The organism is Sutterella faecalis, from assembly GCF_006337085.1.
In the GTDB taxonomy this organism is placed as follows: Bacteria; Pseudomonadota; Gammaproteobacteria; order Burkholderiales; family Burkholderiaceae_F; genus Sutterella; species Sutterella faecalis.
The window spans coordinates 1,404,178-1,418,619 of the sequence record NZ_CP040882.1; the positions used below are offsets into that span (position 1 = coordinate 1,404,178).

11 protein-coding genes are annotated in these 14,442 nt (G+C 58.7%); 1 reads left to right on the forward strand and 10 read right to left on the reverse strand.

The window, feature by feature from the left end; genetic code table 11:
- Positions 1 to 3: 3 nt before the first annotated feature.
- Positions 4 to 3,597 (reverse strand): exodeoxyribonuclease V subunit gamma, encoded by a 3,594-nt coding sequence (locus FG381_RS05650; protein ID WP_139687922.1) that lies wholly within the window; start codon positions 3,595 to 3,597, stop codon positions 4 to 6.
- 498 nt (positions 3,598 to 4,095) lie between these two features.
- Here FG381_RS05650 and FG381_RS05655 point away from each other — a divergent pair, with 498 nt between their 5' ends.
- A complete protein-coding gene (locus tag FG381_RS05655) occupies positions 4,096 to 5,265 on the forward strand; it encodes a porin (protein ID WP_139687923.1) in 1,170 nt (389 codons plus the stop codon).
- A gap of 101 nt (positions 5,266 to 5,366) precedes the next feature.
- Here the strand turns inward: FG381_RS05655 and FG381_RS05660 are convergent, their stop codons facing one another.
- From FG381_RS05660 to FG381_RS05700, 9 genes are all read right to left on the reverse strand, one after another.
- Positions 5,367 to 5,876: a DUF456 domain-containing protein gene (locus FG381_RS05660; protein ID WP_139687924.1), complete on the reverse strand. Its 510-nt coding sequence runs from the start codon at positions 5,874 to 5,876 to the stop codon at positions 5,367 to 5,369.
- Between the two features lie 5 nt (positions 5,877 to 5,881).
- Positions 5,882 to 7,279 (reverse strand): replicative DNA helicase, encoded by a 1,398-nt coding sequence (gene dnaB / locus FG381_RS05665; RefSeq protein ID WP_139687925.1) that lies wholly within the window; start codon positions 7,277 to 7,279, stop codon positions 5,882 to 5,884.
- A 231-nt stretch (positions 7,280 to 7,510) separates the two neighbouring features.
- On the reverse strand, positions 7,511 to 7,960 hold the full coding sequence (gene rplI, locus FG381_RS05670) for a 50S ribosomal protein L9 (protein WP_139687926.1): 450 nt from the start codon (positions 7,958 to 7,960) through the stop codon (positions 7,511 to 7,513).
- 19 nt (positions 7,961 to 7,979) lie between these two features.
- Positions 7,980 to 8,252: a 30S ribosomal protein S18 gene (gene rpsR, locus FG381_RS05675; protein ID WP_139687927.1), complete on the reverse strand. Its 273-nt coding sequence runs from the start codon at positions 8,250 to 8,252 to the stop codon at positions 7,980 to 7,982.
- 12 nt (positions 8,253 to 8,264) lie between these two features.
- Entirely contained in the window at positions 8,265 to 8,576 is a 312-nt protein-coding gene (priB, locus tag FG381_RS05680) for a primosomal replication protein N (RefSeq protein ID WP_139687928.1), read from the reverse strand.
- Positions 8,576 to 8,971, reverse strand: coding sequence for a 30S ribosomal protein S6 (gene rpsF, locus FG381_RS05685; protein WP_139687929.1), 396 nt, complete (start codon positions 8,969 to 8,971; stop codon positions 8,576 to 8,578). Before rpsF ends, priB begins: the two co-directional genes overlap by 1 nt.
- A gap of 218 nt (positions 8,972 to 9,189) precedes the next feature.
- On the reverse strand, positions 9,190 to 10,557 hold the full coding sequence (locus FG381_RS05690) for an IS110 family RNA-guided transposase (RefSeq protein WP_139687746.1): 1,368 nt from the start codon (positions 10,555 to 10,557) through the stop codon (positions 9,190 to 9,192).
- Between the two features lie 322 nt (positions 10,558 to 10,879).
- Positions 10,880 to 11,725, reverse strand: a complete 846-nt coding sequence (rlmB, locus tag FG381_RS05695; RefSeq protein ID WP_139687930.1) for a 23S rRNA (guanosine(2251)-2'-O)-methyltransferase RlmB — start codon at positions 11,723 to 11,725, stop codon at positions 10,880 to 10,882.
- Between the two features lie 82 nt (positions 11,726 to 11,807).
- Positions 11,808 to 14,237 carry a ribonuclease R family protein gene (locus FG381_RS05700; protein WP_139687931.1) on the reverse strand — a complete coding sequence of 810 codons (2,430 nt, stop codon included), beginning with the start codon at positions 14,235 to 14,237 and terminating at the stop codon, positions 11,808 to 11,810.
- Between the last annotated feature and the right edge of the window lie 205 nt (positions 14,238 to 14,442).

A 14,442-nucleotide genomic window follows, 5' to 3' on the forward strand; every position in this document is an offset into this window, starting at 1 on the left:
ATCTCAATGCACATCGATGAGCGCTTCAAACTCATGCACGAGTTCGTCGCTCTCGACCCTGGCGTAAAGTTTCTCGAGCAGATCCGCGGCTTTTTTGAGTCGTTCTTCCGCTTTGGCAAGTTCCTTCCCGCGGAAAGCAATGAGATTGGCGTGGCTTTCATCGCCCGCACCTTTCCCGGCCCCCTCGAAGGGCGCTCTCGCCACCGTCGTATTCCCGGAAAGGGACGCCTCCCAGAGGCGTCCGAGCACCGCGAGAATCCGCGCCGCTGCATCCCCCGGAATCGGGGCGAACGCGGTGATTTCCGGCACATATCCCTCCTTCTCTTTTTTTTCGCGAGATACCAGGCAACCGTTGACATCGAGCCCGGCCGCGCGCATGACGAGGAATTCCCAGGCGGCTCTCTGACCGCGGCTCCCCGTTTTGGAAGAGGCCGAAACGGGCACAAAAAGAAGATCGCCCGTTTCCCCGCGTTTTCTCAGGTCTGATGTCTGCATGGAAATCTTCCAGGTAAGCCCCGGAAGATCGGCAGAAATCATCATGGGATCGACCCCGGTCGTATTCTTCATGGCGCGATCAAAGCAGTCGAAGAGCGCAGCCGCAATCGCGAGGTCCTCTTCGAGCGCCCATTCGCGCACGCCCCGGGCGCCGAGCTCAGGATTGAGATCCCAGCGTCTTCGGACATCGTCCTCGCTTTCGCCCGCAAAGAACGCCCGGAGCGCTTCGTCGATGCGCTTCCAGAAGCTTAAGTCCCCGGTCGACGGCACCACCGGCACCTCTTCGTCCTCTTTTTCGTCATCGATCCGGATGCCGTTTGCCTTCAGAACAGAGTCGGCCGGATCCCGCCAGAACTTCCAGAGCGTCGTGAAGGGAACCTGGTCGCCTGCTTCCGGGAGCGTCCTTGCCGCATCCTCGAAGGGGAATTCCTTCCTTGACCAGCTTTCCTTTGCGGCATCCCGGAGCGCCGTCAGAAGATCCGCGTCGGTCGAGCGCCAGTCGCCCTGCTGGGCCCGGAAGGCATTGGGCGAAAAGCCCGTGAGGGCGAGCGTTCTCGTGAGCATTGCAGCCCATTGACGACGCTCCTCGCGGTTTTCCGCAAAGGAAAGAATCCATTCGCGAAGCTCCTGCGCGACGATGGAGGGTTCCTTCTTTTCTGTTTCGCTCACGCCGCCGGCATAGGAAATGAGGAAGGTTTCGCGCGCGGCAAGCAGGAGGTCCAGGAAGATGTTCCGGTTGTCGTGCCGGCTGTCGCGGTCACCTCTCCGGGGGAAGCGCGCCATCAGATCAAATTCCTCGGCGTGCGACGACCCCGGGAAGCTTGAATCTTCATTCAACCCGAAGATGACGATCACCTTGTAGGGAAGGCCGCGAAGCTGCTGCATGCCGGTAAAGGTAACGCCGCTCCCCGGGCGTCCGCCCGGCTGTGCGCCGGCGAGCCGGTCCCTCAGGGCCGACATGAAGAGCCGGAAGGGAACTTCCGGAGCCCCTTCATCGGGGTCCGCCGCAGCCTCGATTTCAGCGGCGAGCGACTCCGCGCCCGCACGCAGCGACTGCCAGTTTTCCTGCGGCGTTTCGCGCGGGAAGAAATATTCGAGCGCCTCGGAAATCCACCGCATCCAGCGTCTTGGTCCCTTTTCGACGCTTGCGTCTTTTTCTGCTGAGTCGCCGGCGTCAGCGCCTTCCGCTTCGCGCCGGAGCTTTTCGAGCGCCGCATAGATGGTGGAAAGGGCATTGAGGAGCTCAGGTCTTTCAGCCGCCGTGCTCCAGCCCCTTGCTTCCACGCCCTCGCGGGGCAGCACGTCGAGGAAGGGCTTTCTCACGCCTCCGGGGAGCATGGCGCCGAGCGCGAGGCGCTCCAACGCCCGCGAAAGCGTCGATTCCCTCACGTGCCGGAAGGTTTCCTCGTCGAGCGAGAGAAGATGGCCGTCGGAGAGCCCGAATTCGTAGCCTGCGCTCGAGAGCCACGCGGAGAGCGTCTCCAGATCGTCCGCTTCAAAGCCGAAGCGCCTCGAAATGAGGGGGAGCGAAAGCCACGCGAGAAAATCCCCGCGCTTCATGCGGCCCGTCAGCAGATTGGCAAGTCCTGAGAGCGCTTCGAGCGGCGCGTCCTCGCTCGCCATGAGCGCGCCCGTAATGCGGTATTCGATTCGCCGTCCAGCCGGAAGGCTCCCGAAGACCTGGTCGATCAAGGGTGCCGAAGCCGAGATATCCGGCGTCGCAACGAGCACGTCTTCGGGCCGGAGGTTATTTCGCTTCTTGAACTGCGCCTGGAGCCAGTCGGCAAGCCCCTCGAGCTCGCGTACGGCCGTGGGCGCGCAGACGAAGCGCAGCGACTCATCCTCTTCCCTCACCGCTTTTTCTTCAAACTGCGAGAGATTGGGGTCGAGCTTCAGAATGGAATCCTGAATGCGCCTCAGAAGCGTGGGTTCATTGGCTTCCAGGTAAATGCTCTCGGCATCCACCTTCATGTCGACCGTAATGTTCTTCGGACTCAGCTGGTAGTCGCGCAGAATGTCCCGGGCGCTAAGCATCCTCCGCTCTCTCGGCTCCATTACGGAATCATCTGCATGAGCGCTTTCTGAAGGCCCCGAAAGCAGGGTTTCGCGGATGTCTTCCTCAGTAAAGCGCCAGAGGCGGTCGATGTTGGCGCGCACGCTTCTGCCGTTGTCGGCGAGAATCGGATGCCCGATCTCACGGTGCCCGTCGCCTTTTTCCTTCCAGTTGAAGAGCCTCTTGGGAACAAGGTCGAACCAGTATTCGGAAGAGGGATTGAGGAGATAGAGCCAGACATCGCGCCCGGAATGCGCGAACGCCTTCAGAACCGGAAGCATCAGCGGCGGCACGACAAAGGGCATGAAGACGTGCAGCGCATTTGGGAGCGGCACCGTCCGGCCGTGCCCGAGATCAAGCTCCCGCAGATCCCTGGGCGCCCCGGCGAGGGACTCAAGCGTCTCGGGAAGCGTCTCGAGAAAACGCCTCCCGCGCCAGTTGGGATTGTCGGCAAGCCGCTGCCAGAGCGCGCGCTGCCAGACAAAGTCGGGGTCCGCTTCCATCCTCCTTCGTTCGTCCTGCATTTCTTCTGTGAGGATGAGCTGTTCCTGGTGGAGTCCCAGCCACTCGAGCACCCAATCGAGTCGGTAGCTTGCGTAGGAGACGAAGACGGAACAGACGCGCTGCGCGAGCGAAAAGACTTCCTCTTCCGTTCGTCCTCTCAGGCAGTCCTCAAGCCGCACCGTCCGCGCCTTCATTTCCTCCCGGAAGCTTCCTGGTCCCGTTTTTCTGAGAATCTCCCAGACCATCCAGTCCGCTTCGTTGCCGACCACATTGGCGAGCGGCTCCTTCGAAAAGAACCCGAGCCACTGCGAGAGGAACATGAACTGCATTGATGCGCAGATCTGCTCCTCGCGGGCGATGGCGCGCGTCAGATCCGTTTCCACGGCCTTCGAAGGAATGATGACGGGCACGCGGTCGAAGACGCCTTCAAAGAGCGCATCCGCACCGAGTTCCGAAGCTTCGGGGCGAAAGCGAAGCCGTTCGATGTTGTTGAGGAGCACCGCACGAAGGACTTCGTAGCTGTTGCTGTAAAGCGTATGAATCATGGGAGTTTGGGTGACAAGGAAGGGAAGCGTTCCGCCTTCGGCGATCCTCTTTTTGAGGTTCCCGCCGAAGCACGCCTTTCGAAGTTTAGAGAATCTCTGCGTCAACTTTCGTCGCGAGAAAAATCCTTCTCATTTCAAGGACATTCTTTTTTCATGACGCCATTTTTAAGGTAGGAAAGACGGCCGGAGGAGATAGATACTTTTCATTATTTCCCGAAAATTTTTTCTCTATCCACGTCATTTTTCAGGAAACAAGTCTTCATGAAATCGAGTAATGACGAGACTTGCATCACACGGCATGAGGCATTTACCTGAGATGCTCAAAAGCGAGCTGTGTGAGACTTGCAAGAAATCAGTGTTTGCCGTGAATGTTTGTTACAGCATTCACCGGCTTCACTGAGCGGCGTCCTGAGACCGATCTCCTCAGACAATGCCGGGGCATTCGAGGGCCCTATAAAAGAGCCCGGCCCGAAAACCTTTTTTCCAGGAAACATAGAAATGAAAAAGACTCTTGCTGCACTCGCCGTCCTCGGCGCTTTTGCGGGTTCGGCCATGGCCGCTGACGTAACCGTCTACGGCATCGTCGACGTCGGCGTCAAGTATGTTCACTCCGACACGGATGTCCCGGGCACGGATGCGACCGACTCCCTCACCATGGCTGCCGGCAACCAGTCCGGCAACCGCTTCGGCCTCAAGGGCGTTGAAGATCTCGGAAACGGCGTGAGCGTCGGCTTCGTGCTCGAAAACGGCTTTGCGATCGACGACGGCACGCTCGGTCAGAGCAATCGCCTCTTCGGCCGTGAAGCGAACCTCTTCGTTCGCAGCGCCTTCGGCGAACTCTCCTTCGGCCGTGTTGGCGCTCTTGACAGCGCCAACGGCTCCTACGGTCTTCTCGGCTATCTCTCGCCCTTCGGCGCTTCGTGGGCCGGCGCGGTTGAATTCAGCACGTTCTATGTGGGCGGCGCCCGCATGGACAACACCGTCACCTACAAGTCTCCGAACTTTGCGGGCTTCAATGCCTATGCGCAGTACTCCTTCGGCATGAACACGAAGGATAAGTTCGGCACTGAAGCCGATCACAACGACAACACCGTTGCTCCTGTTGAAGGCAAGTCGGGCGATACCCGCTACGCTGCCCTCGGCGCCACTTATGTGGCCGGTCCGTTCAATCTCGCTGCGTCTGCCGCGCTCTACAACTGGTCGAGCACGGAATATACCGACAAGCCCGACAACGGCTATACGCTCACTGCCGGCGGCTACTACAACTGCGGCTTTGCGAAGACCTATCTGAGCGCCCAGTACTTCGACAACATGTATAAGGCCTCTTCCAATGCTACCGACAAGGTTGGATTTGCCTCTGTCGGTTTGGATAATGAATCCTTCAAGGGCTGGGCTGCCCAGGCCGGCTTCGACATGCCGCTCGCCGGCGGTACGGCTATGCTTGCCTTCGGCTATGCGGATACGGAAAGCGCCAACAGCAGCGACCATGAAAACAACGACAACGAGTTCACCCGCTGGGGCACCTCGGTCGGCTACACCTACAGCCTGAGCAAGCGCACGAACGTCTACGGCGTCGCGGGCTACTATCAGGATAAGAAGACGGTTAACAAGGTCGAGAACAAGCCCGAGACCACCACGGTCTACGTCGGCATGCGTCACAGCTTCTAATTGAAGCCTTCAGTGCAGTCTTAAGCACCTGAAAAGCTCAAAAGGGCGTTCCCGTAATGGAAACGCCCTTTTTTTTCTTTTGCCTTGCGATTTTTTAAGCCTTACGCCGTGAGATAGACGAAAAAGAGAATCCCCGTCATGGCGAAGGCAAGCGCAACCTTAACTGCAGTCCCCACGATCATGCCGATCCAGGTGGCGACGCCCACGCGGCCCGCGTGAATCAAATCGCGCTTGGCCCAGAATTCGCCGATCGCAGCGCCGATAAGCGGCATGAAGAGAAGCCCGAAAAGCCCCATGAACATGCCGAGCACCGTGCCGACGAGCGAACCGATGATGCCCGCTTTTGAAGCGCCTGCCTTCTGAGCGCCCGCCGTCTGCGCCACCGAATCCACAATGACGCCGATGACGGCCAGTACTGCCAGAAAGAGAATCGTCTTCCAGCCCACCTTGTCGTAGTTGTCCGCCCAGCCGATAAGCCAGGCACCGCCCGCGATCATGGGGAGTCCCGGGATCGCCGGCACAATCGTGCCCGCAAACCCAAGCGCAATCAGAACGAAAGCACCGAGCCAGCAGACGAGCGCAAACCAGTCAATGCTTGTGAGCCATTCCATTTTTCTTACTCCTCAATGCCGCCCCAGTAGCCTTCGTCAGCCGAAGGTTCGAAGCGCGTATTGCCGCCCAAGAACGTCATGCGAAGCGTGCCGATCGGGCCGTTACGCTGCTTGGCAATGATGATCTCGGCCAAATTCTTGTCGGGCGTATCTTTGTTGTAGACGACGTCGCGATAGATGAACATGATCACGTCCGCGTCCTGTTCGATTGCGCCCGATTCGCGAAGGTCGGACATCACCGGACGGCGGTCCGTGCGGCTGTCGACCGAACGGTTCAGCTGCGAAAGCGCAATCACCGGCACGCGGAGTTCCTTCGCGAGCGCCTTGAGGCCGCGGGAGATTTCAGAGAGCTGCTGCGCGCGGTTGTCCTGCGCGTTTCTGCTCTGAGACCCCATGAGCTGCAGGTAGTCGACGACGACAAGCCCGAGGGGGCCCGCCTGGTTGACCAAGCGCCGCGTACGGCTCGAAAGCTCCGTAATCGTGAGTGCAGGCGTGTCGTCGATGAAGATGGGCTTCTCTTCAAGACGGTGAAGCGCCGCCGTGAAGTTGTCCCAGTCCTCGTCGTCGAGCTGCCCCTTTCGCAACTTCTGCGCATCAATGTGCCCGACGGAAGAAATCATGCGCTGCGTCAGCTGGTCCGCGCCCATTTCCATCGAGAAGACCGCTACCGGAAGCTCCTGAACGATGCCGACGTTTTCAGCAATATTGAGCGCAAATGAGGTTTTGCCCATCGAGGGGCGCCCTGCGATGATGATGAGGTCGCCTCGCTGAAGACCTGCCGTCACGAAGTCGAGGTTCCGGTAGCCCGAGGAGACGCCCGTTACCTCGGACGAGTCCTTCGTCTGGTAGAGCTCAATCACGCGCGCGGAAACGTCGCGCACGAGCGTCGCAAGAGGCTGGAACCCACGCTGGCTGCGGGAATTCCGCTCATTGATGGCGAGCACCTCTTTTTCGGCTTCATCCAGAATTTCGCGCGTCTCCCGGCCTTCGGGCGAAAGCGCATTCGTGACGATCTTGTCGCCCACGGTAATCAGCTGCCGCAGGACGGACTTGTCGTGAACGATCTCCGCATAGCGGCGGATATTGGCCGCAGAGGGAGAGTTGTTCGCGAGCTCCATGAGGTAGGGGAGGCCCCCGGCCTCCACATCCATGCCCGAACCCTTGAGGCTCTCATAGACCGTAAGGTAGTCCGCCGGGTGGCTTCCCTGAATGAGCTTGGCGATTTCTTCGTAGATGAGGCGGTGATCTCGCCGGTAGAAATCCTCGGGACGAATGACGTCGACCACGCTGTCGAGCGCGGAATTGTCCACCATCAATCCGCCGAGAATGGCCTGCTCGGAGAGAATGCTCTGCGGGGGCTTTCGTACGGCCAGAGCGGCATCATCCTGAATGTCTTCGGTCATCTGTGGTTCGGGTTTTCTAAAAAGGATGCGGGGCAGAATTATCGGAGATTTCGTCTGCGGCGTCTCTACCGTCAATCGATCTTTGCCGAAACTTGCAATTTTTATCTTTGCCGCGGACAAAAAGAAAGGCTCCCCGCTGGAAGTGAATCCTTTGGAGAGCCTTTTCCGGCTTTCAGCTCGCAGGCTTCAAGGAAGCTCTGGAGCTGAAGATCCCTGGTCTGACGGAGGAAATTATTCCTCAGCAACAACCTTGACCGTGATGTCGGCGGTGATGTCCGTCATCAGACCGATCGTGATCGTGTAGTCGCCGGTCGCCTTGATGGCGCCGAGCGGCGTACGAACCTGGGACTTCTTGATCTGGAAGCCGAGCTTGTCGACCGCTTCAGCGATGTCGGCGTTCGTGACGGAGCCGAAGAGACGGCCGTCGACGCCGCACTTGGAGGCGATGACGACTTCGGCGCCGTTCAGCTTGCCGGCGAGTTCCTGAGCAGCAGCAACGCGTTCAGCCTGAGCCTTTTCGAGCTCGGCGCGGCGGGCTTCAAACTCAGCGATAGCCTGCTTGGTGGCGCGCTTGGCGTGACCCTGGGGGATCAGGAAGTTGCGGCCGTAGCCATCCTTAACCTTGACGATGTCGCCCAGGTCGCCGAGATGCGTGATCTTTTCGAGCAGAATAACTTGCATTTGAAAATTCTCCCGTCGATTACTGGTTGTCCGTGTAGGGCAGGAGGGCGAGGAAGCGGGCGCGCTTGATGGCCGTATCGAGCTGGCGCTGGTAGTGCGCCTTCGTGCCGGTCAGGCGAGCCGGCATGATCTTGCCGTTTTCCTGGATGAAGTCGCGCAGCGTCTCGACATCCTTGTAGTCGATCTGCTCAACGTGTTCGGCCGTGAAGCGGCAGAACTTCTTGCGCTTGAAAAGGGAATTTTGCTGGTTCGAACGGCGGGGCTTGCCCTTGCCCTTAGCACCAAAAGCCATTTGATGACCTCTCTATTTGAATTCTGTGATGTGTACTGTCAGACGCCGGCTTTTCATCGACTTCGTGGCGAGAAATCCCTTGATCCGGATTTTCGCGCCCACTGCCAGAGCATTGAGCCTGCTGGCAGTGTCCCCATAGGAAAGGGCTTCGAAATCGTATTCGAGCGTGCGGATTTTTCCGGCTTCGACCAATCGGCTGCGATGGTGGAACACGGCATCGAAAACCTCAATGCCTGCGGGAGTGAATCTCACTTCCTCGCGTTCAATCAGCGTCGCGCCGATTTCAATCGAATTGGCTTCGAATCCGACGTCTTCAACCGTCATCAGGCCTCGGCCGGAGCGGTTTCTTCCTGAGCAGCCGCGGCAGCCTCAGCGGCAACCTTGCGGGCCTCTTCCTTCTCGACGACCTTCATCATCGGGGAGGGAGCGGTTTCGGCATGCTTCGTCTTCACAGTGAGGTGACGGAGAACGGCGTCATTGAAGCGGAAGCCGTTTTCGATCTCGAGGATCGTCTCATGGCCGCACTCGATGTTGAGGAGCAGATAGTGCGCCTTCACGAGCTTTTCAATCGGGTACGCGAGCGGACGACGGCCCCAGTCTTCAATGCGGTGGATCTTGCCGCCCTGTTCGGCGACGAGGGTCTTGTAGCGCTCGATCATCGCGGGAACCTGTTCACTCTGGTCAGGGTGCACGATGATGCAGATTTCGTAGTGACGCATTTAGCCTCCTTGCGGAAAAAGCCGCCCAGAGCGTCGTTCCAGTGCGGCAAGGACAGTAAAGGCCGCGATTCTACATGAAGAATTCGCGGCCTGCATGAATTTTTCGGAAGTTTTTTCCACGAAAGATAGGAAGCCCTCGGCGCGCGACCTTCCCTGCGGGCGTTCTCACAAGAACGTCCAGCATGGTATCTGCTGCTTCTCAGGCTGCTGAAGCTACGCTAACTGCTGACGACTGCGCCTAGGATCGCACCCGTTTTCGTCTCCACAACCAGGCCGTCAGCGATCACGTATTTCGTACCTTTGAGTTTCAGCAACTGCTTTACGCCGTTCTTCGCTCGTTCAATCAAGGCGTCCCGAAACGCCGTTGACAAGTAAGGCTCAAAGCCTTTCTGATGAGTGAGAACGGAATAAATGATGCGGGCAAGCAGGTGTGCGAAGGCGACCATGGCACGCCTGTAGCCGCGCCGCATCTTGAGCACCTGGAATTTTTCCTTCAGCGCAGCGGTACCGCCGACCGCAAGTCCTCTGGCGGCTTCAATCAGCGTGCGCCTCAGGTGTTTGTTCCCTTTCGGGCATTTTCCACTTTTCTGTTTGCCGGCAGATGTGTTGTCCCCCGGGCAAATGCCGAGCCAGGAAGCGAACTGCTCTGACGTCGGGAAATGCTCCTTCAAATCCGGACAGAGTTCGGCGTAAATCATGCGGGCCGAGCGTTCCTGAATTCCCGTTATGGTAATGAGCAGCTGGATGTCCTTCTCGTAGGGAGCCTGAAGCTGGCGGAGCCTTTCGAAAGTGCTTCGGTCGTACTCCTCGAGCTGATCGATCTTTTTCCGGAGCGCCAGAATCTGCTCCTTCATCATTGGCTCGATTTCGAAGTCGAGCGCCTGCATGATCTGTTCAGGGCTTGCCCGCAGCCGGCGGCTGTTTTGCTTGATGACATCAAACAAGTGCGGATCATCTCTGAGCTTGGCCATCAGGATGAGGCTGGCAGCTTTGCCTCCGCGGATGTCGCTGAATACCGTTGTAGGCCGGCATCCGGTGAGATTCAGAGACTTGCCGAAACGATTGGAAGTTCGGGAAATGTCATTCCTGTTCTTCTGCAGATCACGTGAAATGACGCGCTGCAGACGAAAGGCCTTCTCCGGCACGAAGGATTTTTTGAAGTTTCCCGTTCGGGCAAGAGACGCCAGACGTGATGCGTCCTTGCGGTCTGTTTTGCGGCCGGCTGCCGCTTTGGCGTCGCGGGCATTGATCAGAGCCAGCTGCTCAGAAGTGAAGCCGGCTCTCTCGAGGGCTTCGTACGGGCTCTGCCACAATGACCCGGTTGATTCCATAAGGATGATGTCGGGATTGCATTCACGGCACCAGGCGGCGAAAGCATCGATGCTTGCGCGGTCGGTATTGAAATCCCGGCTCTCAGATTGTTCACGATGACCTGCAACCTGCTTCTGATGGCAGCAGACGAGTAGGTTGAGATGAACGTCAATGCCTATTGCCGAGCGGTACATCGCGTGAACAGTAATTTCGGGATTACTGATCTGCGCACGGGCAGCTCGCAATGGCGTATCGGTACGGTTAGACTTACTCATAGCCCCTCCATTAAGAAATGATTGGGGTTCGAGGAAGCCCTGGCAACCACGAAGATGTTGGAGAAACAGGTAGACGCAGCAACCACCCGGAAGCTACGCTCATTTTTCCACACGCCTAGTCACCAGCGTTCAAGCCAGCGAACAGAGCAATATAGGGTGCGAAAGTTCCGCTGCAATTTTTTGACGGCAAGCGTCAGAAACGTTACCAAAAAAACGTACGCAGACAGGTCGCGCGCCGAGGGCTTCCTCATCTTTCATGATAGAGGGTGAGGAAGCCCTTTACTCATCACGATTTTTTGGGGTCTTCCGGAGAACCTCCGGATCAGAGCCGGTCCTCGGCCTTCCCCGGCGTCACAATCCCGGCGGCAATGCGCTGTCTCAGGGATTCGAAAAGGCAGATGCCCGACGCCACGGAAACGTTGAGGCTCTCGACGCTCCCCACCATCGGGATGGCGGCGAGTTCGTCGCAGCGGCGGCGCGTCAGCTGCCTCAGCCCCTCGCCCTCGGCGCCGAGCACCCAGGCAAAGGCCTTTGCCTGATCAATGTCGTAGATGCTCTTCTGGGTTTCGCCCGCTGTGCCCACCACCGTGACGCCGTTGTCGCGCAGCTCCATGATGGCGGATGCAAGGTTCGTCACCTGCACCACAGGAACCGTTTCGGCAGCGCCCGCAGCCGCCTTTGCGGCGGCCGGCGTCATGCGGGCCGAACGGTCGCGCGGGACGATCACGGCCTGCACGCCTGCAGCGTCCGCTGCACGCAGACACGCGCCGAAGTTTCTCGGGTCCGTGACGCCGTCCAGAATCAGAAGAAGCGTCTTCGGGCTGATGTCGTCGAGGAGGTCCGCAAAGTCGAGCGTATTTTCGCGCTCCTTCGCGAGCGCGCAGATGCCCTGATGAGGAACGTCGGGCGACAAGCCCGTGAGGCGCCTTGCATCGGCATTCATCACGCGCACGCCCGCCGCGAAGAGTTTCTCCCTCATTTCACGCATGCGCTTGTCGCGGCGCTCGGGATCGACGTAGACGAGTTCGATCGATGCGGGGTCAAGCTGCAGACGCGCCGCAACGGCGTGAAAGCCCGCGAGAACAACCGTTCCCGCCTCAAGCTTCTCGCTTTCCGAACCGCCCTTCGCGCGATTGGCGCGCTTGTCGTTTCTGCCTTCCTGCCTCATTGGCGTCACCCTATTCTCAAATCTAACAAGCCGAGTTCAAGACTCTTCTTAAAAGCCGCGCATTCTAGCCGAAGCGCACTCATTAAAACGGGACATCCTCATCGACAAAGTCGTCGTCATCGTCAAAATCGACGTCGTCTTCAGGGAAGAAGCCGAAGCCGTCGTAATTGAATCTCCGGCGGCCTCTCGAACCGCGCTTTCCGCCCTTCACCGTATGCCGGGAATAGCTGGAAACGAGCGAAAAATTGATTCTGCGCTCCTCGAGCTCAACGGAATTGAGCCTGACGGAGAGTCGGTCGCCCAGACGCACCTCCGTCATCTCGTCGTAGGAGGTCATCTTCTTCGCGTTCTCGTCATACTCGTAGTAGCCCCAGCCGAGCTCCGAGATATGAATGAACCCTTCGATCGGCATCGCTTCGAGCGTGATGAAGACGCCCGCCGGGCACATGCCGGTGACGACCGCATTGAATTTGCGGCCGACCTTCGAGCGAAGGAACTCGCACTTCAGGTACTTCATCACGTCGCGCGTTGCATCGTCGGCGCGGCGTTCGGCCGAGGAGCAGATGATGCCGAGCCTCGACCAGACGCGCTTTCTTGCTTCCGTGCGGCTCAAGGGCTTCGCGGGGGCCGCCGCCTTTTCGTCCGGCCGGGCGCCGAGCTTTCGCGCGTGGTAGCCGCTCATCACCTCCGCGTCGTCGAATTCCACCACGGGCACGTAGGCGCGGTGCGAGAGAATCCCCTTGATCGTGCGGTGAAGGAGCAGATCCGGATAGCGGCGGATGGGCGACGTGAAATGCGCGTAGGCGTCGAACTGAAGCCCGAAGTGACCGATGTTGTCGGGCTGATAGCAGGCGCGCTGCATGGTTCTCAGAATCGCAGACTGAATATAGGGTCGGTCCTTCGTTTCCTCAATCACTTTTGAGAGCGCATGCGCGAGCGTCTCGCGCTCGTTGGACGACTTGAAGGCGATGCCGAAGGACGCGAGGAGGCTCTTCAATTCCTGAAGCTTTTTCGGATCGGGCTTGTCGTGAACGCGAAAGAGCGTGAGCTGCTTCTTTTCGAGGACGAACTTCGCCGCGGAAACGTTGGCAACCAGCATTGCCTCTTCAATCATGCGGTGCGCGTCATTATGTTCGCGCACGCTGAAGCTCTCGATCTGCCCCTTGCCGTTAAATACCGCCTGCGACTCCTCGGTTTCGAAGTCGAGCGCGCCGCGCGCGATGCGCTCTGCCTTCAGGGCCTTGAAGAGCGCATGAAGCCGCTCGATTTCGGGGAGCCGCTCGCCGATGGCTTCAAGACCCGCAGGCTCCTTCTGAAGCGCGGACCAGACAACGTTGTAGGTGAGCCGCGCATGGGAATGAATGACGCCCGGATAGAACTGATAAGCCATCGTGCGGCCCTCCGGGCTCACGATGGCGTCGCAGACCATCACGAGACGGTCGACGCCCGGATTGAGGGAACAGAGTCCGTTCGAAAGCTTTTCAGGGAGCATCGGCACGACGGATGCCGGGAAGTAGACCGACGTTGCGCGGATCTGCGCATCGCGGTCGAGCGACGTCCCGGGCTTCACGTAGCGGCTCACGTCGGAGATCGCAACGAGAAGACGCCAGCCGCCTCCGGGAAGGTCGGCGCAGTAGACCGCGTCGTCGAAGTCGCGGGCATCCTCTCCGTCGATCGTGACGAAGGGAAGGTCCGTCAGGTCGACGCGATTCTGAAGACTCCTGCGGTCCACAACATCGGGGAGCTTCTTTGCTTCCTCGAGCGTCTCGGGACTGAATTCAATGGGAACACCGAACTGCGCCGAGGCAATTGCCATTTCGCCCAGCGGATCATTCATGGCGCCCACCACCTTGACGAAGCGGGCGTTGAGCTCAACCCGCTCCTCATAGTTGACGGCTTCACCGGGCGTTTCCGAGTCGGGGAGAAGCTCCACCTCGACCGCGTCCTTCTTAAGATTAACGCCCGGCGGAATTTCGCTGGCCGGCACAGTGAATTCCAGAGGCGCAAACGCCGAAACCGCCTTCAGATAGACGTATTCGCCGCTCTTTGCAAGGAATTGGCACACCCAGCGCTTCTGCGGCCTGCGAATGAATTTCGAGAGGCGCCAGCCGGAAATGCTGCGCCTCAGTTCAAACACATCGCCCGGAATGTAGTTGGGCCGGTATGCCGGGAGTGGAATCTCTTCGCCCGCATCGCACTGCGGCATCACCGTCATTTTGTCGAGCGTGCGCGCGCCCTGCACCACGCCCGTCGTCGTTTCTGCCTCAGGATTGAGGAACCAGTTCTTCTCGTCCCCTTTTTCAAAGCCTTCTTCATTGAGACGAACGATCAGCGCATTGGCGACCTCGCTCGCAAATCCGAGCTCGCGCTTCAATTTCTTTTTTGCCTGCGTGTAGCTCACATCCTCCCTGAGGCCGGCAAGGAATGCCTTTGCCTTCTGGATGTCTTCGGCCGTTACTTCCGGTAGCGGCGCCGGAACCTGAGCTTTAGTGCGGGACTTTTTCTTTGACATGGAAAATGGCTTCTTCTTAAAAATTCTGTGCGGAATGCAATCTAACAGTTTGCGCGCATGCGCGGCATGCCAGGAAACGAAATCTTCGTCTAGAGATGCATCCGATGACGGTTCGAGGTGCCGTCTCATTTAAGCATCAGACTCATACCCAACGAGAATGAGCACCTCCCAGGAAAGATCAGAACGCCGAGCTTTTCTTCAGCTT

Excerpts from the sequence above, each read along its gene's own strand:
- FG381_RS05650 (WP_139687922.1), bottom strand. The coding sequence starts at position 3,597 with ATGATTCATACGCTTTACAGCAACAGCTACGAAGTCCTTCGTGCGGTG.
- FG381_RS05655 (WP_139687923.1), top strand. The coding sequence starts at position 4,096 with ATGAAAAAGACTCTTGCTGCACTCGCCGTCCTCGGCGCTTTTGCGGGT.
- FG381_RS05660 (WP_139687924.1), bottom strand. The coding sequence starts at position 5,876 with ATGGAATGGCTCACAAGCATTGACTGGTTTGCGCTCGTCTGCTGGCTC.
- dnaB (WP_139687925.1), bottom strand. The coding sequence starts at position 7,279 with ATGACCGAAGACATTCAGGATGATGCCGCTCTGGCCGTACGAAAGCCC.
- rplI (WP_139687926.1), bottom strand. The coding sequence starts at position 7,960 with ATGCAAGTTATTCTGCTCGAAAAGATCACGCATCTCGGCGACCTGGGC.
- rpsR (WP_139687927.1), bottom strand. The coding sequence starts at position 8,252 with ATGGCTTTTGGTGCTAAGGGCAAGGGCAAGCCCCGCCGTTCGAACCAG.
- priB (WP_139687928.1), bottom strand. The coding sequence starts at position 8,576 with ATGACGGTTGAAGACGTCGGATTCGAAGCCAATTCGATTGAAATCGGC.
- rpsF (WP_139687929.1), bottom strand. The coding sequence starts at position 8,971 with ATGCGTCACTACGAAATCTGCATCATCGTGCACCCTGACCAGAGTGAA.
- FG381_RS05690 (WP_139687746.1), bottom strand. The coding sequence starts at position 10,557 with ATGAGTAAGTCTAACCGTACCGATACGCCATTGCGAGCTGCCCGTGCG.
- rlmB (WP_139687930.1), bottom strand. The coding sequence starts at position 11,725 with ATGAGGCAGGAAGGCAGAAACGACAAGCGCGCCAATCGCGCGAAGGGC.
- FG381_RS05700 (WP_139687931.1), bottom strand. The coding sequence starts at position 14,237 with ATGTCAAAGAAAAAGTCCCGCACTAAAGCTCAGGTTCCGGCGCCGCTA.